Annotated in this window: 14 protein-coding genes; 9 read left to right on the top strand and 5 right to left on the bottom strand. The window is 50.4% G+C overall.

Translation table 11 applies throughout. From position 1 onward, the window contains the following. From JXR92_RS01740 to JXR92_RS01730, 3 genes are read left to right on the top strand one after another with little or no spacing between them, the layout of a single operon-like run. Positions 1–918 (top strand): bifunctional metallophosphatase/5'-nucleotidase, encoded by a 918-nt coding sequence (locus JXR92_RS01740; RefSeq protein ID WP_057281336.1) that lies wholly within the window; start codon positions 1–3, stop codon positions 916–918. A 1-nt stretch (position 919) separates the two neighbouring features. Continuing rightward, positions 920–3,934 carry a glycoside hydrolase family 3 N-terminal domain-containing protein gene (locus JXR92_RS01735; RefSeq protein WP_138344615.1) on the top strand — a complete coding sequence of 1,005 codons (3,015 nt, stop codon included), beginning with the start codon at positions 920–922 and terminating at the stop codon, positions 3,932–3,934. A gap of 20 nt (positions 3,935–3,954) precedes the next feature. Next, positions 3,955–6,999 (top strand): glycoside hydrolase family 3 N-terminal domain-containing protein, encoded by a 3,045-nt coding sequence (locus JXR92_RS01730; protein WP_138344614.1) that lies wholly within the window; start codon positions 3,955–3,957, stop codon positions 6,997–6,999. 107 nt (positions 7,000–7,106) lie between these two features. Here JXR92_RS01730 and JXR92_RS01725 read toward each other — a convergent pair whose 3' ends face one another. From JXR92_RS01725 to JXR92_RS01705, 5 genes are all read right to left on the bottom strand, one after another. Continuing rightward, positions 7,107–7,736, bottom strand: coding sequence for an outer membrane beta-barrel protein (locus tag JXR92_RS01725; protein ID WP_005834794.1), 630 nt, complete (start codon positions 7,734–7,736; stop codon positions 7,107–7,109). A 123-nt stretch (positions 7,737–7,859) separates the two neighbouring features. Beyond that, the gene (locus tag JXR92_RS01720; protein WP_005834796.1) at positions 7,860–8,498 is read right to left on the bottom strand and encodes a DUF4136 domain-containing protein; all 639 of its coding nucleotides are present in this window, start codon (positions 8,496–8,498) and stop codon (positions 7,860–7,862) included. Between the two features lie 191 nt (positions 8,499–8,689). Beyond that, a complete protein-coding gene (locus JXR92_RS01715) occupies positions 8,690–10,705 on the bottom strand; it encodes a glycoside hydrolase family 97 protein (protein ID WP_138344613.1) in 2,016 nt (671 codons plus the stop codon). A 6-nt stretch (positions 10,706–10,711) separates the two neighbouring features. After that, entirely contained in the window at positions 10,712–11,716 is a 1,005-nt protein-coding gene (locus tag JXR92_RS01710) for an aldo/keto reductase (protein ID WP_138344612.1), read from the bottom strand. An 18-nt stretch (positions 11,717–11,734) separates the two neighbouring features. Beyond that, positions 11,735–14,221 (bottom strand): glycoside hydrolase family 94 protein, encoded by a 2,487-nt coding sequence (locus JXR92_RS01705; RefSeq protein ID WP_138344611.1) that lies wholly within the window; start codon positions 14,219–14,221, stop codon positions 11,735–11,737. A gap of 222 nt (positions 14,222–14,443) precedes the next feature. Between JXR92_RS01705 and galA the strand changes: the two genes are divergently transcribed. The 6 genes from galA (at position 14,444) to JXR92_RS01675 (ending at position 25,446) form a co-directional block, all read left to right on the top strand. Continuing rightward, positions 14,444–16,888 carry a beta-galactosidase GalA gene (galA, locus tag JXR92_RS01700; protein ID WP_131225530.1) on the top strand — a complete coding sequence of 815 codons (2,445 nt, stop codon included), beginning with the start codon at positions 14,444–14,446 and terminating at the stop codon, positions 16,886–16,888. Between the two features lie 350 nt (positions 16,889–17,238). Continuing rightward, positions 17,239–18,126, top strand: a complete 888-nt coding sequence (locus tag JXR92_RS01695; RefSeq protein ID WP_057256135.1) for a helix-turn-helix domain-containing protein — start codon at positions 17,239–17,241, stop codon at positions 18,124–18,126. A 72-nt stretch (positions 18,127–18,198) separates the two neighbouring features. Next, positions 18,199–19,482: an acetylxylan esterase gene (locus tag JXR92_RS01690; RefSeq protein WP_061411757.1), complete on the top strand. Its 1,284-nt coding sequence runs from the start codon at positions 18,199–18,201 to the stop codon at positions 19,480–19,482. Positions 19,483–19,573: 91 nt separating this feature from the next. Then, the gene (locus JXR92_RS01685; protein ID WP_138344609.1) at positions 19,574–20,866 is read left to right on the top strand and encodes a glycoside hydrolase 5 family protein; all 1,293 of its coding nucleotides are present in this window, start codon (positions 19,574–19,576) and stop codon (positions 20,864–20,866) included. A 107-nt stretch (positions 20,867–20,973) separates the two neighbouring features. Continuing rightward, on the top strand, positions 20,974–21,954 hold the full coding sequence (locus tag JXR92_RS01680; protein ID WP_131225529.1) for a glycoside hydrolase family 5 protein: 981 nt from the start codon (positions 20,974–20,976) through the stop codon (positions 21,952–21,954). Positions 21,955–22,179: 225 nt separating this feature from the next. Continuing rightward, positions 22,180–25,446: a SusC/RagA family TonB-linked outer membrane protein gene (locus tag JXR92_RS01675; protein ID WP_206897503.1), complete on the top strand. Its 3,267-nt coding sequence runs from the start codon at positions 22,180–22,182 to the stop codon at positions 25,444–25,446. Positions 25,447–25,464 lie beyond the last annotated feature (18 nt).

Below are 25,464 nucleotides of genomic sequence, written 5' to 3'. Positions count from 1 at the left end.
ATGAAACATATATATTCCTTGGCAGCCCTGCTGCTTTTCATGCTCCCCGCATCGGCACAACAAGAGGAGCGTGTCATTACTGAAGAACCCCTTTGCCTGGTGTCCACCGATTCTGTATCGTCCGGCCAATCCGGAAAACAACTGTTTATCCTGCATACCAGCGATATGCACAGCCGTATAGAACCCATCAGTGCCGAGGCTGCCGACGAGTATGCCGGGATGGGCGGTGTGGTGCGCCGTGCCGGTTTTGTAAAGCAGTTTCGCGGCAAGCATCCGGATATGCTGCTGCTGGATTGCGGAGACATCTCGCAAGGCACCCCTTATTACAACTTTTTCAAAGGCGAGCTGGAGGTCAAGATGATGAATCTCATGGGTTATGATGCCATGACGATAGGTAATCATGAATTTGATTTCGGACTTGAGAATATGGCGGAATTGTTCCGTATGGCGGATTTCCCCGTGGTCTGTTCCAATTATGACGTGACGGGTACGGTACTCGAAGGACTGGTGAAGCCTTATATCACCTTGGTGCGCGAAGGGGTGAAAATCGGTATCTTCGGCCTGGCCCCTAAGATGGAAGGGCTGGTGCAGGCAGATAAATGCGTAGGCATTGTCTACAACGACCCGATAAAGGTGGCCCAGGAAATGACAGACCTTCTCAGGGAGAAGGAGAATTGCGAGGTTGTGATTTGCATGTCTCATTTGGGTATCCGCAGTGCAAATCCCGAAGGCGCTTCCGACGAGAACCTGGTAGGCAAGACGCGTGGCATTGATGTCATTTTGGGAGGACATTCGCATACTTTTATGGAAAAGCCTGCCGTTTATCTGAATGCGGACGGCAAGAGCGTTCCCGTGCTGCACACCGGAAAGAGTGGCATCTACGTAGGAGAAATGGTACTTACTTTAACTGAAAAATAGCATGATGAAAAGACTCACCCTCCTTTTATGGGTTGCAGGATTGTTTATATTGGGATTATCTTCACTTCACGCCCAGACCGGAGGCCCGTTTCTTCCTTCGGCTGCAGACAACCGGTGCCGGCAATGGGTGGACTCCGTGTTGTCAGGCCTGAATGTACACGAAAAAGTGGGGCAGCTCATCGTTGCCACCATTCCGGCCAGAGCAGACAAGGCCACGAAAAAGCAGATGCGCGAGCTGGTAAAGAAATACAAGGTCGGTGGCTTGCTGTTTTCCGAAGGTACTCCGGAAGAGCAGGCTATCTTGACCAATATGGCCCGGAAGGATGCCAAGATTCCCGTTATGGTTACTTTCGATGGAGAGTGGGGACTGTCAATGAGGCTGAAAGGCGCTCCGGACTATCCCCGTAATGCCGCCTTGGGATGTATCGAGGACAATGGCCTGATTGAAGAATATGGACGTGAGGTGGCCCGCCAGTTCCGCGAATTGGGGGTACACGTCAATTTTGCACCCGATGCGGATGTCAATACGAATCCGCTGAACCCGGTGATACACGTACGCTCCTTTGGTGAGAACCCGCAGCGGGTGGCGGAAAAGGTGGTGGCATACAGCCGTGGGCTCGAAAGCGGGGGCATACTTTCCGTTTGCAAGCATTTCCCCGGGCATGGCGACACGGATGTGGATTCTCATAAGGCGCTTCCTGCCTTGCACTACGACCGTGCACGCCTGGACAGTGTGGAACTTTATCCCTTCAAGGAAATGATACGTGCCGGATTGGGGGGTGTCATGGTAGGCCATCTGCAAGTGCAGGCGCTGGACCCGGACGGGGTGACTCCTTCTTCCTTGTCGCGGAATGTGGTGACCGGGTTGTTGAAGGATGAACTCGGCTTTAAAGGGCTGGTGTTTACCGATGCCTTGGACATGAAGGGTGTGTCTGCCATTCCGCAGGTAACTACCAAAGCGCTGCTGGCGGGAAATGATATGGTGCTGGTACAGTTCAATACGAAGAATGCGGTGCAGGAGCTGGTAGATGCAGTGGAGTCGGGACAACTGAGTAAGGACGAACTTGATGCCAAGTGCCGCAAGGTATTGATGTACAAGTATATGCTTGGCTTGAGAAACCGCCAGCCGCAACTTCGGGTCAGCGGAATGAGCTATCGCATCAATACGGAGGAAGCGCAGGCGTTGGCTGCCAAGTTGCGCCGTTCGGCAGTGACTGTATTGAACAATTATTTCGATGTCCTCCCGCTGGCACCGGTGGAAGGTGATATTGCCGTGCTCAGCATCGGAGAGAAGGAGGCGGATGCTCCCTTTGTGGAAGCTATGAAAAAGAATGCAGGCATCAGCCATTTCCACTTGCCTTGGAATGCCGATGAGGCTCTCTGGCAGGAAGTGCAGGGGCAGTTGGCTGCTTTCCGTCGCGTGGTTATCAGCATCACCGGTTCGGCTTATGTCAGCGACCGTGATGTGGCCTTTCTGGAAGGCTTGAACCTGCGTGCTCCGCTGGTCTATACTTTTTTTACCTCTTACCGTACATTGCAACCTCTGATGCCCGCACTTGCCAAATCCAGTGCTGTGGTGCTGGCACATTCGGCAGAGACGGATTTGCAGCAGTACGTGGCTGATGTCCTTTTTGCCAAAAAACCGGCCAGTGGCAGAATGTCGATGAGTATCGGTAAACTGTTTCCAGCGGGAACGGGCTGTATGATTGAGCCGGGCATGAAACCGGGGAGGACTGTTCCGGAAGATTACGGCATGAAGTCGTATGTGCTGCAAAGTATCGATGCCGTTGCCCGAAAGGGACTGGAAGCGGGAGCTTATCCCGGTTGCCGCGTGCTGGTGTGGAAAGACGGACTGCCGGTATATGACAAAGGCTTCGGAACCCACTCTGATAAGGATACCACTACCGTCCGTTCTTCGGACCTTTTTGATTTGGCTTCGCTGACCAAGACTACGGCTACGTTGCTTGCCGTCATGAAACTGTATGATGAGAGCAAGATAAAACTGGATGACAAGGTTTCCGCTTATCTGCCCTTCTTGCGCAATGGTAACAAGCGGAACATTACCATCCGCGAACTTTTGTTCCACGAATCGGGGCTTCCTCCCTATATCCGCTTCTACCTGGACATCATAGACCCGAATTCGGTACACGGCCCGTACTCCCAGAGTTGGGTGGACGAGTGGCATCGTACGCAGGTAAGCGAGCATAGCTATTATTGTTCCGATTTTAAGTTCCGGAAAGGGATGGTGTCCGACAAGAATACACCGGCCTATACTCTGCACATGGCAGATGGCATGTGGCTGAACAAGAGTTTCAAGAATTCTATCCTTCAGCGAATAGCCAAGTGCGAGTTGGACGGCAAACGTTATGTTTACAGCGACCTTGGCTTCGTGCTGTTGCAGCAGGTAGTGGAGAAGGTGACGGAGCTGCCGATGGATTTGTACCTTGCCCGTGAGTTCTATGCCCCGATGGGATTGCAACGTACTATGTTTCTGCCTTTGACGAAGTTCACCAAAGCGGAAATCATGCCCACGGCATCCAATGACTTCCTGCGTCGCCAGGATATATGCGGATATGTGCATGACGAGACTGCTGCCTGCATGGGTGGGGTGTCCGGTAATGCAGGACTTTTCTCTACGGCCGAAGAGGTGGCAAAGGTTTATCAAATGTTGCTGAACGGCGGTGAATTCAATGGCAAGCGTTTCTTGAGTGAGGCAACCTGCCGTTTGTTTACGACGGAGAAATCCGCCATCAGCCGTCGCGGTCTGGGATTCGACAAGCCGGATGTATCCATTGTGAAGCGCAGCCCTTGTGCTCCTTCCGCTCCGGAAGCGGTATATGGACATACCGGATTTACCGGTACTTGTGCTTGGGTGGACCCGGAAAACAAGACGGTGTATGTATTCCTCAGCAACCGCTTGTGCCCCAATGTATGGAACACGAAACTGGGTGACATGAATATAAGAAGAGATATCCAGGAATTGATTTATAAAAGTATTATTCCGCAAATCCCCTAAAAACAATCTATCTATAAGGAATGAAGAGAATATGCCTGCTTGCCTATATCACTATATTGTGTTGTCTTTGTCCGCTTCTGAAAGCGCAGCTTGGCCCGATGCCGTTTACTCCGGTGCCGCCGAACGACCCTTCGCTTGTACGTCTCTTGAACAGTGACGTGCGGTGCAGGCAGTGGGTGGATTCCGTCATGCAGCGTCTGACTCTGAAAGAACGCATCGGACAACTGTTCATCTATACGATTGCCCCCCGGCAGGACAAGGCCAACAAGGAACTGCTGCGTAAGGTGGTGGAGGACTATAAGGTAGGCGGTCTGTTATTCTCCGGCGGATTGATGCAGAACCAGGTGATGTTGACCAATGAGGCGCAGCGGATGGCGGAAGTTCCGCTGATGATTACCTTTGACGGTGAATGGGGACTGGCTATGCGCCTTCGCGGTACCCCGAACTTTCCGCGAAACATGGTGCTGGGCTGCATACAGAACGATACACTGATTTATGAATATGGGCGCGAGGTGGCCCGCCAATGCCGTGAACTGGGGGTGCAAGTGAATTTTGCTCCCGTAGCGGATGTGAATATCAATCCCAAGAATCCGGTTATCAATACCCGTTCCTTCGGTGAAAGTCCGTTCAATGTGGCGAACAAGGTTGTTGCCTACTCCAAAGGGTTGGAGGATGGTGGTGTGCTTTCTGTCAGCAAGCACTTTCCGGGGCATGGAGATACGGATGTGGATTCTCATAAGGCGTTGCCCGTGCTGCCTTTTACCCGTGCCCGTCTGGACAGCATAGAGCTTTATCCTTTCAGAAAAGCCATTCGTGCCGGACTGGGAGGTATGATGGTGGGGCACTTGGAGGTGCCTGCCATCGAGCCGCAAAAGGGGCTTCCGTCTTCGCTTTCGCGTAAGGTGGTTTCCGGTTTGTTGGTGAATGACCTCGGCTTTCAGGGGCTTGTCTTTACGGATGCCCTTGCCATGAAAGGGGTATCGGGCAATGAAAGCATCTGTTTGCAGGCGCTGAAGGCCGGCAATGATTTGCTGCTTGTCCCCCGGCGTATCAAGGAGGAAGTGGAGGCTGTGCTTGCCGCTGTGAAAAAAGGGGAGCTGACAGAGAAAGAGATAGAGGCGAAATGCCGTAAAGTACTGAAATATAAATATGCCCTTGGGTTGGAAAAGAAACCCCATGTGCAGCTTTCAGGTTTGGGGACCCGCATCAATACTCCGAAAACGCGTGATTTGATGCGCCGGCTGAACTTGGCGGCCATCACTGTGCTGGATAACCGGGACGAGGTACTTCCGCTGGACCCTTCCATCGGTGAAGTTGCCGTACTCAATGTGGGAGAAGCGCAGGAAATCCGGCCGTTCCTCAAAGAACTGTCGCAGTATACCCGTCCTGTGGAGTTCCATTTGGGCAAGAATCTGCCGGAGGCTGACGGGAACCGTTTGAGAAATGCGTTGGCCAAGTATAAACGTATTCTGGTCTGTGTCACCGAACACCGTTTGACGCCCTATCAGAATTTCTTTGCAAAGTTCGCTCCTGACGTACCGGTGGTCTATCTGTTCTTTATTCCCGGCAAGCAGGTATTGCAGATAAAGCAAGGGAGCGCTGCTGCCGAAGCGGTGGTTTTGGCACACTCCTCCAACGGGGAGGTACAGCAGCAGGTTGCCCGGATTGTTTATGGCAGTGCTTGTTCAGAGGGACGCTTGTCTGCCAGTATCGGTAGTCGGTTTGCTGCCGGTGCGGGAGTGACGCTGACTCCTCAAAGTACCCCCCGCTTTGTGCCCGAAGAGCATGGTATGAATTCCCGTCTGCTGGCTGAAATAGACAAGATAGCCGAAGAAGGCATTCGTGAAGGGGCTTACCCCGGTTGCCAGGTAGTGGTGCTGAAGGATGGCAGGGAGATGTATAATAAAGCTTTCGGTACCCACGTCTGGAACGAGGCTGGAAGCAAGGCGCTTCCCGTGAAGAAAACGGATGTGTACGACATCGCCTCACTGACAAAGACCACGGCCACACTGCTTGCCGTAATGAAGTTGTACGATGGCGGGCGTCTCAGCCTTACAGACCGGGTGTCGGATTATCTGCCTTTCCTGCAGGATACGGACAAGAAGAATATTACGGTACGCGAGCTATTGATGCACGAGTCCGGTCTGCCTTCCACCTTGCTGTTCTATCAGGAAGCGATTGATGAAGAAAGCTACACCGGCACTTTGTTCAAGGCGCGCCCTGATGCCCTGCATTCCGCACGCATCGGACGGCAGACTTGGGCGAACCCTAAGTTCCGCTTCCGCCAGGGACTGACGTCGAAGGTGCAGACACCGGAATATACGATGCAAGTGTCCGACAGCCTTTGGCTGAACCGTTCCTTCAAGCAAGAGTACTTGCAGAAGATTGTGGATACTCCGCTTAGAGACAAGCGTTACCGTTATAGTTGTGTGGGCTTTATCTTGTTGCAGCAGTTGGTCGAGGCGCGCACCGGCATGTCTATGGACGAATATCTGGCCAAGGAATTCTATACTCCGATGGGATTGGAGCGTACGGGGTATCTTCCTCTGCGCTTCTTGAAGAAGGAAGATATTGTACCTTCATCAACAGACCCTTTCTTGCGTAAGACTACCTTGCAAGGATTTGTACATGATGAATCCGCAGCTTTTCAGGGTGGCGTTTCCGGTAATGCCGGGCTGTTCTCCACTGCCGAAGAAGTGGCAAAAGTCTATCAGATGTTGCTGAATGGGGGTGAACTGGACGGTAAGCGCTATTTGAGCAAGGAGACCTGCAGGGTATTTACTACCACCGTCTCAAGGATAAGCCGTCGGGGGCTGGGATTTGATAAGCCCGACCGGCGTAATCCCCAGAAAAGTCCCTGCGCAGAGTCTGCCCCTGCTTCTGTCTACGGCCATACCGGTTTCACGGGCACTTGCGCCTGGACAGACCCGGAGAACGGCTTGGTTTATGTCTTTTTGAGCAACCGCACCTATCCGGATGTGTGGAATAACAAGTTGATGAGGCTGGATATAAGGACGAGGATTCAGGAGGCTGTATATAAGGCGATGCTGGGAGGAAAAAAATAACTGGTAGAATTAAAAAGAGCCTCCCTTGCTCACGCAGGAAAGGCTCCTTTCTTCTTCAATTTTGAAACAATTAAATTCTATCTGTTAAGCTTTAAGTGTGTGTCTTATCAGAACGCAATACCTACGCGCAGACCGAAATTGCTCAAACCGTCTACGCTGTACGTAAAGAGGTCACCTTTGTTCGTACCGTAACTGTAATAGGCTGCGAAATGCAAGCCCGGTCCATAAGCCCAAGGATACACATTGAAACCAATTTCAGGAGATACATAGAAACCCCATGTATCCTTGTTGGCTTCGAATACGTTGAAGGTTGACTTCAACTGTGCATATTCAGCACCCAGTTTTACACCGGCATACGGCTGGAATGCACCTCCACGGTTCCATACATAGCGGGAGGCCAGACCGAAAGGCAACTGGAATGCAGTGTGCTGCTGGTCGGTATTCAGACTGCCGCCTTCGCCTACGGGAAGTGTCTGGCGACCGAAATACTCATGGTTGCTATGGTAGTTCAAGAAAGCTCCCAATGCAAAATTGTCTGTCAGGAAGTAACCGCCTTCAAAATTCATACCCCAGCCGCTTGATTTGTCGGCGAAGTTGTTGCTGAGGGGAAAGTTATATTGCCAGTCGATATTGGCATAACCGTTATCGGTCATCTGTGCCTTCGTCGGTAGGGCGAAGACGAGAGCAAGAGCGGCAACCGCAAATACTCTCAAGGAAAGATATTTTATTGTTTTCATACTTTGTTCTTGTTTTTTGGTTCAATGGCAACTTCCCAGTCCGGAAAGGATGCTGCCGTATTATTCTTGTTACCTTAATATTGGGTAACCCGTCATTTGTCACTTATAGCTCGTAGCTTGTCACTACTTGTTAGTCAGGTAAGTTGATTGAGTGAAAGCTTGGTTCACACCTTGCACGGCAAGTTTGGTATTGACAGAAGTAGAACCACTCAGCAAGCCGCTCATATAGCTGGTCCACAGAACAGGAAGTTTCTCGCTCTGGCCTTGCGGCGCCTCCAGATTCAACAATTCGCTGATAAAGGAACCGGTGCTGTAGGAATAGTTCACGGCATAGGGATAATACCATCCGCCCCAGTTGCCCCAGTAAGGAGCATCCCAGTAGCCTGGATAGTTCCACCACCATTCGGGACGTCCGTAGTCGGTGAAGTAATAGGTACTTCTGACATAGCTTACCTGCAAGCCAAGGTCGGCTTCTTCCCGGTCATCCACACGGATGTAGCCGCGGCTGTTCATGTTAGCAACATAAGCGCTGAGAATTTCCTGGGCATTCTCATCTTTCCAGTATTCGGCATTTTCCTTATCACCGATAACCAGAATGCTGTCCGGCAAGTAATAAGTTTCGAAGGTTTTGAAATCCGCCTTCTTGTCATAGTTGGTATAAACCAGATAATTATTGTCCAGCTTATCCATGTCAGGGTCTTTTTCGCAAGATGCAAGCGTCACTGCAAAGACCGCTAATAATAGGGGAATAAATTTCTTCATACTTTTATAATTGTTTAGGTTTAATATAAATTCCTGCCCTATGGTACCTTAGGCTTTTGTGAGAAAAAACAAGATAGGATATAAAAGGTTCACGTAGAGGTATGTTAAAAGTGATAAAGGAATAGGGTGACAGCACTTTTAACGTAACTGTCACCCTATTGCACTTATCATGTCATTACTTTATCACCCTATCATCTTTTCCATATCCGTGCTGTCCATCCTCCTCCGGGTGCCATGTGTATGTTCAGCTTGTCTCCCGAGGTCACGGTGCGTACTTCTTTCTTGTAGTCGGTTGCTTCCCGGTCGGCATTGATGCCGTCGGAAAAGATTTCGGCTTCGTAACTTCCTTCTCCGAGGAAGGAAAGGTCGATGGTACAGTCGCGTGGTGTCCAGTCGGTCATGGAGGCGATGTACCAGACGTCTCCCTTGCGGCGTGCCAGTGTAAGGTATTCGCCTACTTCACCGTCCAGTGCCACGGTCTCGTCGAAAACGGTAGGCACTTTGGCAATGAAGTCCGTGCATTCCTTCTCCTTCATATATTTGCTGGGGCTGTCGGCAAGCATTTGCAGCGGGGCTTCGAAGAGGGTGTACATCGCCATCTGGTGGACGCGCGTACCCTGGCTCATCGGATGGTCGTTGACGGCACGGAAGGTTTCGCGGGTTGCGTTCATCATGGCTCCCGGTGTGTAGTCCATCGGACCTATAAGCATGCGCAGGTAGGGAGCAGTCACATCATAGCGTGGGAAGTTGTGGAGCGGGCTACCGTTCACTATCGGCTCCCATTTGGCATTCTCCAGTCCCTTTACACCTTCAAAGTTCAGGACGTTGGGATAGGTGCGCTGTATACCGTATGGCTTGAGTCCATGCAGGTCCAATACCAGGTGGTGCTCGGCGGCGCAGGCTACAATGCGTTCTACGGACTGTACCAGTGGCTGGTCGTCACGGTCGAAGAAGTCTATCTTGAAACCCTTGATACCCATCTGTGCATAGTGGCTGAATGCGGCTTCCGTATCTTTGGCAGAGTTTCGCCAGCTTGCCCAAAGAATGATGCCGACACCCTTCTGGTTTCCATAGGCGATGAGTTCCTTTAAATCGATATCCGGATTCAGGTCTTTCAGTAAAGATTCGTTTCCGCTCCAGCCGTCATCGATGATGATATATTCCAGGTTGTTGTCGGCGGCAAAGTCGATGAATGCCTTATAAGTCGGGGTGTTCATGCCGGCTTTGAAGTCTACGCCAGTTAGGTTGCAGGTGTTCCACCAGTCCCAAGCCACTTTGCCGGGTTTAATCCAGGAAATGTCTTTGATGCGGCAGGCGGGAGCAAGACGCTGTGCCATGTCGTTGTCGGCAAGCTGCGTGTCCTTTTCGGTGACGAGCACCACACGCCAGGGGAGCTCCTGCTTGGCACAACGGGCGATGTAGTCTGCACGCTTGGTCGGTATCAAGTTCAGCCGGTTGTGTCCGCCGATTATTTCTTCCAGCGGATAGGGGGCAAATGCTGCCTGCACTCCTTGGCGTGTCTGGGGATTTACTGTGAGGAACATGCCGGGATAGTTTTCCAATCCGGCTTCCATGATAACGGCTTTCTTTCCTCCGTCCAGGCAAACCATCAGTGGGGTGATGGAGAGTGAGTCGGTGTGCATTTTGGACAACGGGGCTTCGTCGTAGTAAGACTCGAAGGAGAAGCAATAGCGCTCACCATTGCGGTTGTCGTTTATGTAAGGTACAAATGCTTGGTAATCCTTGTCGAAATTGAAGTCCGCTGTTTCGTTGAGGACGATAAACGGCTTGTTCTGTTCGGAAATGAAGCGATAGGCAGCGCCGTCATCGTATGCGCGGAACTGTACGTTGTAGCCTCCGCGGCATTTCAGTGTCAGCTGGTTGTAGACATCCTCCACACTTGCCTTTTTGTAGAGGGGAGTGGGGAAGGAGGACTCCACGGACTTGCGTTCTGCACGGATTACTTTTACATTTTTACCGAAAGTTATTGCTTTCTTGGCTGATTTTTCATCTCTGCCTTGCAGGGCGATGGCAGAGGGTTGCAGCACTGTGGTGCCGTCGTGTGCAATCTGCCAGGTGAGGGCTTCTCCGGCATCTACCGTAACGGATAGTTTTCCGTTGGGTGATGCAAGTTGGTATTGCTGTGCACGGACCGTGCCCAAGCAAAGGAATAATAAACAAAAGGTTTGAATAAGGAGGCTTTTCATGTTGATTTATTTTTGAATGATTTTCTTTATCTTCTCCAGTTCCTCGGCAGAGAAGTCTGTATTTTCAGTCGCTTTCAGGTTATCTGCCAGTTGGGTAACGGAGCTCGCTCCGATGATGACGCTTGTCACCAGGTCGTCCTTCAACAGCCAGGCAAGTGACATCTCGGCAAGGGTTTGCCCGCGTGAGGCAGCAACCTCGTTGAGTGCCTTGATTTTTTGCAGCGTCTCGTCGGTCAGTGCTTCTTTCTTTAGGAAAGCCCCCTTTGCCATGCGCGAATCTTCGGGAATACCGTTCTGGTAGCGGTTGGTCAGCAGGCCCTGCGCCAGCGGGGAGAAGGCGATGAAGCCGGTTCCGTTCCCTTTGGCTTGCTGCAGGATACCTTCTTCTTCCGGTTCGCGGTTGAAGAGATTGTATCTGCCTTGATAGAGCAGGCAGTGTACATCCCGTTCTTCCAGGTATTTGTAGGCAAACTCGGCCGCCTCTTTGGGATATTTGGAGATTCCTACATAGAGTGCTTTGCCTTGCCGTACGATATCAACCAGTGCTTGCAGGGTCTCTTCAAGCGGAGTATCCGGGTCGTAGCGGTGGGAGTAGAAGATGTCCACATACTCCAGGTTCATCCGTTTCAGACTTTGGTTGAGGCTACTCATCAGGTACTTGCGTGAGCCCCACTCCCCGTAGGGGCCGGGCCACATGTCGTGTCCGGCCTTGGTGGAGATGAATAGTTCGTCCCGATAGGACATGAAGGATTTCTTCATAATCATTCCGAAAGTCTCTTCGGCGGAACCGTAGGAAGGACCGTAATTGTTGGCGAGGTCGAAATGCGTGATTCCACGGTCGAAGGCATAGTGCGCCATGGCTTGGGAATTGGCAAATGTGTTCACGTCGCCGAAGTTGTGCCACAATCCGAGTGATATTTCAGGCAGCAGGATGCCGCTTTGCCCGCAACGGCGGAATTTCATGCCGTTGTTGTAGCGTTCGGCCGCCGGAGAATAAATTGGGTTTATCATGATATTGTATTTTGTGGGTTACCCCATTATTACTTCTACTGTATGCGTGCCCGGCAGATGCTTCACTACATTGCCTTCTACCGGCTTGCCGTCTACCGTGACGGACTTGATGCCTTTGCACACACCATCGGGATTCTTCACGGTAATATGATATTCTGCCCCGCGGAACCTACGCTTCACGTTGAAGCCTTTCCAGCCTGCCGGGATACAAGGATTGATTTCCAGACCTTCATACGAAGGCTTGATGCCGAGTATGAATTGCGTGATGGCATACCACATCCAGGCAGCCGTTCCAGTCAGCCAGCTGTTCTTGCCTTCGCCGGGGCGGGCGGCGTCCTTGCCGGCCACCATCTGGCAGCATACGTAAGGTTCTACTTTATGCAGGGCACTGTGCTCTTCGGTGTACGACGGGCATATCTTGCGGAAATACTCCCAGGAACGGTCGCCCCGGCCCAGTACGGTTTCTCCGATGATGACCCACGGGTTGTTGTGGCAGAAGATACCCGCATTTTCCTTGTAGCCGGCGGGATAGGTGGAGATTTCTCCATACTCCACAACATAGCGGGTGAAGGGCGGATTGTTGAGTACAATACCGTGCTCGCAGTCCAGGCGTTCCTTTACGGAGTCCAGTGCTTTTTCTACCATGCCTTCTTCCAGTCCGATGCCTGCCATGGTGCACCAGCCTTGCGATTCGATGAAGATTTGTCCTTCTTCGTTCTCTTTGGAGCCTACCTTGTGGCCGAAGTAATCGTAGGCGCGCAGATACCAGTCTCCGTCCCAGCCGTGTTTTTTTACGGCTTCCACCATATTATCTATATAGGTTTGCGCTCTGTTTGCTTCGTCGTCTTTACCCAGGTGGCGGCATAGTTCCACATAGTCGCGTCCGCATACAACGAACAAGCCGGCAATCATCAGCGATTCTGCCTGGCTGCCTTCCGTCTGGTTTTCCGTGGTCTGGAAGGATTCATTCGGGTCCCAGGAGAAGCAGTTCAGGTTCAGGCAGTCATTCCAGTCGGCACGGCCGATGAGGGGCAACATGTGGGGGCCGAGGTTCTCGATGACGTGGTTGAAGGAGACGCGCAGGTGCTCGAACAGAGACACTTCCGAACCTTCTTTGTTGTCGAAGGGGACGGGCTCATCCAGGATACTGAAGTCTCCCGATTCCTTGATGTATGCCACCGTACCGAAGATAAGCCACATGGGGTCGTCGTTGAAGCCGCCGCCGATGTCGTTGTTGCCGCGTTTGGTCAGCGGTTGGTATTGGTGGTAGCATCCTCCGTCGGGGAATTGCGTGGAGGCTATGTCGATGATTCGTTCGCGGGCTCGTTCCGGTATCTGATGCACGAAGCCCACGAGGTCCTGGTTGGAGTCGCGGAAACCCATTCCACGACCGATGCCGCTCTCGAAGAAAGAGGCGGAACGGGACATGTTGAAGGTAATCATGCACTGATACTGGTTCCAGATGTTCACCATGCGATCCAGCTTTTCTTCGTCGGTCTTCACGACGTAGATGTCCAGCAGGCGGTCCCAGTAGGCTTTCAGCTCGGCAAAGGCGGCATCTACTTTGGCGGTAGTGTCGAAGGCCGAAATCATCGCCTTAGCCTTTACCTTATTTATAATAGGTGAAGAGGGTACGCTCTGCTTGAATGCTTTATGCTGAGATGCTTCATGCTCCTCGAACTTTGCCTCCTGCTTGTTTTCCACATAGCCCAGCAGGAAGATGAAGTCGCGGTTTTCGCCGGGTTGCAGCTCTACTTCCAGATAGTGTGAGGCGATGGGGCTCCAACCGTGGGCAATGCTGTTGCCCGGTCTGCCTTCTACTACCCGTTCCGGGTCGGCAAACTCGTTGTAGAGTCCCACAAATGTTTCGCGGTCAGTATCGAAACCGTCTACGGGTGTATTGACACTGTAGAAGGCGTAGTGATTGCGGCGTTCCTTGTATTCTGTCTTGTGGTAGATGACGGACCCGTCCACTTCCACCTCTCCCGTGGAGAAGTTACGCTGGAAGTTCTCCATGTCCGTAGCGGCATTCCACAAGCACCATTCGGCAAAAGAGAACAGTTTGAGTTTTCTCACTTTGGCAGAAGTATTCCGCAAGGTCAGCTTCTGCACCTCTCCCCAGGTCTTCAGTGGGACGAAGAAGAGCAGGCTGGCTTCGATGCCGTCTTTGGCTCCGGTGATGCGGGTGTAGCTCATGCCGTGGCGGCATTCGTAGCTGTCGAGTGCGGTCTTGCAGGGCTTCCAGGTGGGAGACCATACGTTGCCGCCTTCGTTGATGTAGAAGTAGCGTCCCCCGTTGTCCATCGGCACGTTGTTGTAGCGGTAGCGGGTGATGCGGCGGAACTTGGCGTCCTTGTAGAAGGAATAGCCTCCGGCGGTATTGGAGATGAGTGAGAAGAAGTCTTCATTGCCCAGGTAGTTAATCCATGGCCAAGGTGTTTTGGGGTCGGTAATGACGTATTCGCGGTTGTCGTCATCGAAATATCCGAATCTTTTGTCTTTCATATTATTTCTTGTATTTAGTTTGATACATTCTTCGTTAGTTGTGGCACCCGGCCATTTTCCCGGAAGCACGCTTCAAATTTAAAAACTTTTCTCCTATCACCCTTGTTTGCCCGGTGTGTTTTTTCCCCTCGGAAACATGAAGTACCGGAAAAAGATACAAAAGTATCACCGCACGAATCTTTTTCGCTCTATCTTTGTAAACACATTTTATGATTAACCGATATGAAACACTTATTCGCATTTCTGTTCCTTCTTGGAATTACCTTTTCTCTTTCTGCCCAATCCGTCCGCGAACGTATTTTGCTGGACGACGGCTGGCAGTTTGCTTTTGGCAATGCTTCCTCACCGGAGAAAGATTTCGGCTGCGGAACGGAGTACTTCAACTATCTGACCAAGGCAGCCTCTATCCATAATGAGGGCCCTTACTCTCCCAAGTTCAATCCGGAGAAGTGGGGTGTGGACTGGAAGACGGTCAATCTTCCGCATGACTGGGTGGTTGATTTGCCTTATGCCAAAGAAGCGAGCCACAGTCATGGCTATAAAGCCGTCGGCTATAAATTCCCCGAAAACTCTGTGGGATGGTACCGAAAGACCATCACCGTGCCACAAGAGGACCTCGGCAAACATCTTTATCTTCAGTTCGACGGTATCTTCCGTGATGCCCGTATCTGGATAAACGGTTTCTACCTGGGACACGAACCGAGCGGCTATGCCACGCAGGTGTATGACATTACGGAATACCTGAATTACGGAGAAGAGAATCTTATCTGCGTCCGTGCGGATGCCACGCTCGAGGAGGGCTGGTTTTACGAGGGTGCGGGCATCTACCGCCATGTATGGCTGAACAAGACGGCGCCGTTACATGTAGCTCCTTTCGGAACCTTTGTGCACAGCACGCTGGCCGCACCTTTTGACAAGGCCAAGCTGACGATAGAGACCACTGTTGAAAACTCCGGTCTGCAAACGGAGGATTACCGCCTCTGCCATATCCTCCGGGATGCCGACGGCAAGGAAGTGGCACGCTGCGAAACGGCCGGTAAGCCGGTACTGCCGAAAGACCGCCAGCTCACCGTCGGTGAAATAGCGCTGGACAAACCTCATCTTTGGAGTGTGGATACACCTTATCTATATACACTGCTTACGGAAGTCTATCAGCATGGCAAGCTGGTGGATGCTTATACCACTACTACGGGTATTCGTGACATCCGCTTCGATGCCGACAAGGGCTTCCTCTTGAACGGACAGCCTCTGAAACTGAAAGGTGTGAACATGCACCAAGACCACCCCGGAGTAGGTGCCGGCATTCCCGATGCCCTGCAAGTGTACCGACTGAAGGAACTGAAGAAGTTCGGCTGCAATGCCTACCGTTCTTCCCATAACCCGATGACTCCCGAAATGCTCGATGCCTGCGACAGCCTCGGCATCCTTGTGATAGAAGAAAACCGTCTGACGGGTGTCAACGAGGAACATACTCGCCTGCTGAAACGCATGATAGACCGCGACCGCAACCATCCGTGCATTATCCTTTGGAGTGTAGGCAACGAGGAGTGGGGCATCGAGTGGAAAGAAAGCGGTACACGCATTGCTGCCACGATGCGCGAATATTGCCACCGTTTCGACCCTACGCGCCTCATGACCGTTGCTTCGAGCAGTGGCCCTGCCATCTTGATTCCCGCAGACGTGGCCGGTTATAACTACATCCTTCAGAATCCAGTAGAGCAGCACCGCAAGGATTATCCCGGCCGCCGTGCGCTCGGTTCGGAAGAGACTACGGGCTGTGGTACGCGCGGCATCTACTTCGATGCCCACGACAAAGGCCACATGGTGGCGCACAACCGCAAGCCGAACGGACCTGACAGCCTGCTGAACTGCATCGAGCGTGGCTGGAAATTCTATGACGAACGTCCCTATTTGGCGGGTCTTTTCTATTGGACGGGTTTCGACTACCGCGGCGAGCCCAACCCCATGAAGTTCCCGGCTACGGGCTCACAATTCGGCATTCTGGACTACTGTGGCTTTCCCAAGGACGAAGCCTGGTATCTGAAGTCCTGGTGGACGGATGAGCCGGTGCTGCACATCCTTCCTCACTGGAATCTGCAAGGTCACGAAGGTGATAGCATTGATATTTGGGTATACAGCAACTGCGATGAAGTGGAACTGACCGTGAACGGCAAGAAACTGGAGCGCAAACCGATGCCCCGAAACGGTCATCTTTCTTGGAAAGCCGTTTACCAGCCCGGTGCAGTGAAGGCTGTAGGCTATAAGAACGGCAAAAAAATATTGGCCCGTACTGTGGAGACTACCGGTGCTCCTGCCCGTATCTCCCTGACGGCAGACCGTTCCGTCATTCAGGCAGACAATCGGGATGTGGCAGTGTGTAACATTGAGTTGCAGGACAAGAAGAAACGTTTTGTCCCCACTGCCTGCAACGACTTGACGATAACCGTCTCCGGTCCGGTACGCATCCTTGGGGTGGGGAATGGAGACCCCGCTTATCAGGCTACGGAACGTCCGGCCGACGCCGATGCCCGCACCTATCAGGTAAAAGCATTCAACGGACTTGCACAGGTGCTGTTGCAAAGTATCGGCGAAGCGGGAGAAGCCACACTGACGGTCGTTTCGAAAAACCTGCCGGAAACTTCCTGCGTTTTGAAGCTGCAGAAGTAAGCAGCTTATCATTCATATCATCCGGCGAAGCGGAGATCTTTCTTTTGTCTATGGGGCAAGAGAGGGATCTCCGCTTCTTTCTTCCTCAAACTATAGTGTGTAAGTGTGCGAGATGTGCATCTCGTGTTGTATGAGATGTATATCTCGTACAACATGAGATATACATCTCATACATCCTTACATTAGAGCTTGAGGAGGAGAAGAACGGAAGTTTTGCTTTTCCGGGCGGGACTTTCCCGGGTATCTGCTCATATATAACAATTATTACCTCTAAATGTAACAAATGGTACTGTTGTGGGATTAAAAAGAATGAGTATATTTGTGGCATGATATTTTTTTAACCAATGCCTATGGAAAACCAGAACTATATCATGAGGGAGATAACCCCTCTGTCGGAACGTGACTGTTTCTATATTGCCGATCGTCACAAAACAGAATTTACCTACCCCATCCATTGTCACGCAGAGTATGAACTGAACTTCACGGAACATGCTTCCGGCGTACGTCGTGTGGTGGGCGATTCTGCCGAGATTATCGGTGATTATGACCTGGTACTGATAACCGGTAAGGAGTTGGAGCATGTATGGGAGCAACATGAATGTACCTCCGGGGATATTCGGGAGATTACCATCCAGTTCTCTCCCGACTTGTTCTTCGGGAACGTTGTCAACAAGAACCAGTTCGACAGTATCCGCCGGATGCTGGAGCGTGCACAGTGCGGACTTAGTTTCCCCATGCAGGCCATCATGAAGGTGTACAACTGGCTGGATAAGCTGGCTTCCGAGGAGCAGGGCTTTTATGCCGTGATGAACTTTCTCCGTATCCTTTACGAACTTTCCCTCTATGACAATGCTCGGGTGTTGTCCAGTTCTTCGTTTGCCAAGATAGAGACTTTCTCTGACAGCCGCCGGGTACAGAAGGTGCAGAAATACATTTCCACCCATTATCAGGAGGATATCCGGTTGGCTTCATTGGCCGATATGGTGGGCATGACCCCGGTCTCTTTCAGCCGTTTCTTTCGCCTGCGCACCGGCAAGACGCTTTCCGACTACATTATTGATATCCGTCTGGGCTTTGCCACGCGTATGTTGGTAGATTCCACGCGTACTATTGCAGAGGTGTGCTATGACTGCGGCTTCAACAATCTGTCCAATTTCAATCGTATGTTCAAGCGGAAGAAGGGATGCTCGCCGAAGGAATTCCGTGAGAATTATCGGAAAAAGAAGCTGGTGATATGATAAAAAAGTATTGGTATTCTTCATTGAAAGTGCCTATTTTTGCACCAATGATTAATACTAATATCTGATATCATGAAAAGAGTTTTTTCCTTATTTTTATGTCTGCTGTGTGTATGTGCTGTGACGGCGCAGATACGCGGCAATGAAATCCGTGTAGTCGTTTCACCCGACCATAGCGATTGGGTGTATCGTCTGAATGAGAAGTGTACGTTTACCGTCCGGGTGCTGAAGGCACAGAACCTCTTGCCCGATGTCAAGATTGACTATGAACTGGGCCCCGAAATGTATCCTACTGAAGTAAAGAAAGACATGGTGCTGAAAGATGGTACCTTGAAGTTGCAAGGCACGATGAAGACTGCAGGCTTCTTGCGTTGCAAGGTCAAGGCGCATGTGGACGGCCGGACTTATGAAGGGCTGGCTACATCGGCCTATGCTCCTGAGCAGCTGCAACCCGTGACGAAACTTCCTGCCGATTTTCAGGATTATTGGGCCAAGACCTTGGAAGAGGCGCGCAAGACTCCGTTGAATCCCCTTATGACGCTGCTTCCCGAACGCTGTACGGAAACGGATAATGTATATCAGGTCAGCTTCCAGACAAAAGCCTGGGGAGGACGTTTTTACGGTATTCTCAGTATTCCCAAGAAAGAAGGGAAGTATCCGGCTTTGCTGCGTGTGCCCGGTGCGGGTGTCCGCCCTTATGCGGGAGATACGTATACGGCTCCTGGAAAGGTAATTATATTGGAGGTGGGTATCCACGGCATTCCCGTCACGATGCAGCAGTCTGTATATGATGCGCTGGCAGGTGGGGCGCTGAGCAATTATTGGACGTTCGGCCGCGACAATCGGGATGCTTCTTACTATAACCGTGTGGTGGTAGGCGCTTTGCGTGCTGTGGATTTTATCTGTTCGCTGCCGCAGTACAACGGGAAAGCGCTGGGCGTTACGGGCTCCAGCCAGGGCGGTGCCTTGTCTGTGATTACGGCGGCTCTTGATTCACGCGTTACTTTTCTGGCGGCAGTTCATCCTGCCCTGTGCGACCACGAAGCCTTCTTCAAGAAGCGTGCTTGCGGTTGGCCCCATTATTTCTATTATTACGGTGCTCCCGATGAAAAGCAGCTTGAAACGGTACGCTATTATGATACGGCAAACTTTGCCCGCCTGCTGAATGTGCCCGGTTGGTTCAGTTGGGGGTATAACGATGAGGTCTGTCCTCCCACTTCCATGTATGCAGCCTACAATGTGATTGCTTCTCCGAAGGAATTGCATCCTTATCTGGAAACCGGACATTATTGGTATCAGGAACAGTGGGATGAATGGCTGGACTGGATACGGAGACAACTTGATGTGCCAATGTGATTAATCACATTGGCATATTAATCTGATAATATAGTATCATTTTTTATGATATGAGCCGCGTATCTTTGTGTATCGCTTAAAAACTGATAATATGAAGAAACAATTCCTTTTACTGACAGTACTTTTATTCCTTTTGGGAGCATGTGCCCCTAAGCCTGCGGAGCATTCGTTTATTAAGGTCAATGCCGATGGACAGTTCGTTCGCGACGGAAAACCCTATTATTTTGTAGGTGCCAATTTCTGGTATGGTGCCATTCTTGGTTCCCAAGGTGAAGGCGGCAATCGTGAACGGTTGCATAAGGAGCTGGACTTTCTGAAAAGCATTGGCATCAACAACCTGCGCGTATTGGTGGGTGCTGACGGTGAAAATGGCATAAAGACGCGGGTAGAGCCCTCTTTGCAAGTGGCACCGGGCGTCTATAATGATACTATCTTGGCCGGATTGGATTATTTCATGAATGAACTGCGTGAACGTGATATGACAGCTGTACTCTATTTGAACAATTCCTGGGAATGGAGCGGCGGCTATTCTGTTTACCTGCAATGGTCCGGACACGGTGATGCCGTGGTACCTGCCGTAGACGGATGGCCCGCCTATATGGAGTATGTCAAGCAGTTCCCCAAATCGGACAGCGCGAAGGCCTTGTTTGCCAATCATGTCAATTATATTGTTTCGCGAACCAATAGGTATAATCAGATAAAGTATGTGGACGACCCCACTATTATGTCTTGGCAGATTGGTAACGAGCCTCGCGCTTTCTCTGACGAGAACAAGGAGCCGTTTGCCCGTTGGATGGCTGATGTAGCTGCACAAATCAAGTCCCTCGACCCGAACCACATGGTGTCTTCCGGCAGTGAGGGCGCGTGGGGATGCGAAATGGACATGAATCTTTTCGAGAAGATTCATGCCGACCCCAACATCAATTATCTGAATATCCACATCTGGCCCTACAACTGGGGCTGGGTGAAGGCTGACAGCCTGACGGAACTTCTTCCGCGTGCCAAGGAGAATACTAAGAAGTATATAGATGACCACATGGTCATTGCCCGGAAGTACAGCAAGCCGATTGTTTTGGAGGAGTTCGGTTTTCCCCGTGACGGCTTCAGTTTCTCCAAAGAGGCGCCGACCACTGCCCGCGATGAATATTACCGTTATGTATTCGACCTCATCCGCCAGGATCGTGAGAGCGGCGGACTCTTTGCCGGATGCAACTTCTGGGCATGGGGCGGTTTTGCCGGACAGAATCCCGACCATGTATTCTGGGAAAAGGGAGATGACTATACCGGTGACCCTGCCCAAGAACAACAAGGACTGAACTCTGTCTTTGCCACGGACAGCACTATTGAAATAATTAAAGCGGAAAACCGGAAGTTGCAAAATTAAACCTATCCTTTCCGTGTAATCCCTGCCTGAAAATTAGAATGTAAGCGTGTACAAAGCGTTTGTACCGTTATATAAGAAAGATTATTACTCTAAATACTAAGTATGATATGAAAAGCATATGGAAAGTTATGTTGGCGGTTTGTTGCCTAGGTATGACCATTGGTTGTGGAACAAACCCGTCGAAGAATGAAAATGTAAAAGAAACACTACCGGCATTGGTGGTCAATGGTACGCAGTTGATGAATACCGAAGGAGACACGGTGGTATTGCACGGTGTCAGCTATGGCTGGCATCAGTTCTGGCCCCGTTTCTACAATGCCTCTTCGGTTGCTTATCTGGTCAATGACTGGGGCGCACAAGTGCTTCGGGCCTCTATGGGAGTGGATTTGGATAGCGCCTGCTATGTGAACAAGCCCGAGTTCGGTATTGAGTGTGTTACGAAAGTGGTGGATGCCGCTATCAAGAACGGCGTTTACGTCATCATTGACTGGCATAGCCACAATCTGCGGCAGGAAGAAGCAAAGGAATTCTTCACCCAAATGGCTACCCGTTACAAAGGGGTTCCTAATGTTATCTATGAGGTTTTCAACGAACCGGTGGAAGACAGTTGGGAACAGGTGAAGGCATACTCTGTGGAGGTTATCAAGACGATTCGTGCCATAGAGCCGGATGCCGTTATCCTCGTAGGTTGTCCGCATTGGGACCAGGACATCCATTTGGCTGCAGACGATCCTATTACCGGATATAGCAATATAATGTATACACTCCACTTTTATGCCAATACCCACGGACAGTGGCTGCGCGATCGCGCCGACTATGCTCTGGGCAAGGGCTTGCCGATTTTCGTTTCCGAATGTGCCGGTATGGAGGCAAGTGGGGACGGCCCCATCAATAAAGAAGAGTGGGGGAATTGGCTGGAGTGGATGCAGCGGCATTCCATCAGCTGGGTGGCCTGGTCTTTGTCTGACAAGGATGAGACTTGCTCCATGTTCTATCCGTCGGCTTCTTCCGAGGGAAACTGGAAAGATGCAGACATGAAAGAGTGGGGGAGAATGGTTCGTGACGAATTGACGACACTGAAAAAATAGCCCTTTAAAAACAATATGATTTAACCATTAATAATTAAGAAAAAAGAATTGTGCTTATGGAAGAAAAGAAGAATGATGCTGTGAAAACATGAATTGTTTGGAAGTAATTTTAAGTGTCAACGCCTTGATTGCATGTCACGGTTTCTTGACTTACTCTCATTTTGTTAACTAAAAAAATCTTCTTTTGGGAGGTTTTGTGTTTGTTTTAAATCTAAGAAATGCAGTATGAATTTAAATTTTAGAAAGACAGCGCTGCTTGCGGGTATATGTTCGGTGTTCAGCCTGGGTTATACCCCTCAGCTTTTCGCAGTATCATCGGTGGATACCGTTGAGGCAGTGCAGCAAACAAAGAAAATTACGGGTGTCGTCAGCGATGCGATGGGCCCTATCATTGGTGCCAATGTATTGGAAAAGGGCACTACGAATGGTGTAATTACCGACATTGACGGTAATTTTGCCTTGAATGTGAAACCGGGAGCTACCATCGTGGTTTCCTTTATAGGCTATGTCAGCCAGGAAATAAAGATAACGGACCAGACAACGGTGAACATCACGTTGAAGGAAGACTCTGAAATGTTGGATGAAGTTGTTGTGGTAGGTTACGGTACGATGAAGAAAAGCGACCTTTCCGGTGCTTCCGTTTCCATGAGTGAAGACAAGATTAAGGGCTCTATTATTACCAACCTTGACCAGTCATTGCAAGGACGTGCTGCGGGTGTGACGGCTGTCAGCACTTCCGGTGCTCCGGGCTCTTCCTCTTCTATCCGTGTACGTGGTCAGGCCACTATCAATGCCAATGCCGAGCCGTTGTATGTAATTGACGGTGTGATTGTACAGAGTCAGGGACAAAGCGGTTCATCTTATGGTTTGGGCGATGCATTGGGTAATGGCTCGGTTTCCACCATTTCTCCGCTTTCCACCATCAACCCTGCTGATATCGTCAGTATGGAAATTCTGAAAGATGCTTCGGTAACCGCCATTTACGGTGCGCAAGGTTCCAATGGTGTGGTTTTGATTACGACCAAACGTGGTAAGGCGGGTGAGGCTAAGTTTACTTATGACGGTATGTTTGCCGTTCAACGCCAGACAAAGCGTCTGGATATGATGAATCTGCGTGAGTATGCCACTTATTATAATGATTTGGCAAACATGGGTGAAATCTCTGACCCTAGTAATTATTATGCCGATCCTTCTCTGCTGGGAGTAGGTACAAACTGGCAGGACGCCATCTTCCAGACTGCTTTGCAGCATCAGCACCAGATTTCGGCACAAGGTGGTACAGAGAAGATACAATACTACGTATCAGCTTCCTATATGGATCAGGACGGTACCATCATCGGTTCAAACTTTAACCGTTACAGCTTCCGTGCCAACTTGGATGCCCAACTGAAGAAGTGGTTGAAACTCGGTTTGACTGCCACCTATACAGCAACGGGTGATGACCTGAAACTGGCAGACAGTGATGAAGGTTTGATTAACTACTCGTTGACCACTCTTCCTGATATACCTATCTATAATCTGGATGGCAGCTATGCCACCGTTGTTCGCGAAGGCTATACGAATCCTAACCCGATTGCCCTTGCCATGATGGATGACATCCTGCTGGACCGTCAGAAACTGACAGGTAATATTTTCTTTGAGGTCACTCCGATTAAAAATCTGGTATGGCATGCCGAACTGGGTTATGACATCAGTTCCAGCAAAGGTGAACGCTACAAGCCGATGGTTGATTTGGGTGGATGGGTACGTTCCAGCAATGAAAGCAGTATCCAGAAGAACAGCAGTACATTCTGGCAATTGAAGAACTATGTGACCTATTCCGGAAACATAGGCGACAAGCATCATTATACGGCCATGGTGGGTCAGGAGTGCTGGGAGTCCAGCTATGACTTCACGAGTGTGTTCAATAGCGGTCTGCCTTCGGATGAAGTGCACAATCCGGCCTTGGGTACGGGAACACCGACTATCAACGCAGGTTTTGGAAGTTCGTCCATGGCATCTTTCTTTATACGTCTGACTTATAACTATGCCGACCGTTATCTGGGTACTTATACCTATCGTTATGACGGTTCTTCAAACTTCGGCCCTGAAAACCGTTGGGCAGGCTTCCATTCGTTGGCTGCTTCCTGGCGCTTTTCCAATGAAACGTTCTTTGAACCGTTGAAGAAGGTAATCAGCAACGGTAAGCTGCGTTTGGGATGGGGACAAACAGGTAATGCCAACATCGGTGGTTATGCCTGGGGTACATCCATGAATCGTATGCCTTCTGGTCTGGGTATGGGGTATCGCCCCTCCAATATACCGAACACTTCCATCAAATGGGAGTCTCAGGAGCAATGGAACGTCGGGGTGGATTTGGGATTCCTGCACGACCGTATCAACCTGACGGTAGAGTGGTATAAGAAAACTTCCAGTGATATGTTGATGCCGTTGCAATTACCTTCTTATATGGGTACTTCCGGCAATGGTTCTTCTGCATTGGCTGCTCCGAAAGGTAATTATGGTGACATAGAGAATACCGGTTTTGAAATCTCTCTGAACACGCATCCCATTACGGGTAAGTTTGAATGGGACTCCGATTTCCAGATTTCTTTCAACAAGAACAAACTGAAAGGATTGGCAGGTACAGCCAATGCCCAGATTGTAGGTTACGGACAGTGGACCGATGTAGTCAGTGTGTCCAGTGTAGGCGAATCACTTTATAACTTCTATGGATTTGTCTGTGATGGTGTTTACAAGGACCTGGAGGACCTTCAGACTTCTCCGAAACCTGCCAAGTACCCGGCAAACGGTGTATTTGACCGTACCAATACCGTATGGGTGGGTGATGTGAAATATAAGGATATCAGTGGTCCTGACGGTGTGCCCGATGGCGTTATTGACGACTATGACAAGACCAATATCGGTTCTCCGATGCCTAAGTTTACTTTTGGCTGGACCAATACTTTCCGTTACAAGAACTTCGACTTGTCCGTTTTCATCAACGGTTCCTATGGCAACAAGGTGTACAACTACCTTTCCATGAAGCTGACGCATATGAACTCTCCATGGACCAACCAGTTGAATGCTGTAAACGGACGTGCACAGCTTGTTCCTATCAATCCGAACAAGGTCTACGAAGATGGAACCATGTGGTATAATGATGTGTCTAACGTCATGGTGGCAAACCCGGGAGCTTCCATTCCACGCGCCACTATCAATGACCCGAATGACAACGACCGTATCAGTGACCGTTATATTGAAGATGGTTCCTATATCCGCCTGAAGAATATCTCTTTGGGATATACTTTCCCGAAAAAGACGATTGATAAGTTGGGGCTGAGCAACTTGCGTATCTATGCCAATATTCAGAACCTGCTGACCATTACCGGTTATGATGGCTATGACCCTGAAATTGGTGCTAGTACTTCAAGCGTCAATGTATATGGTCTGGACAACGGACGTTATCCGTCTCCTACAGTTTATTCATTCGGCTTGAACGTTTCATTCTAACACTTTAATTTGAAGAAA

This window comes from Bacteroides parvus, from assembly GCF_017309675.2.
GTDB classification, from domain to species: Bacteria; Bacteroidota; Bacteroidia; order Bacteroidales; family Bacteroidaceae; genus Bacteroides; species Bacteroides uniformis.
This window is presented reverse-complemented; position numbering and strand designations above follow the sequence as displayed.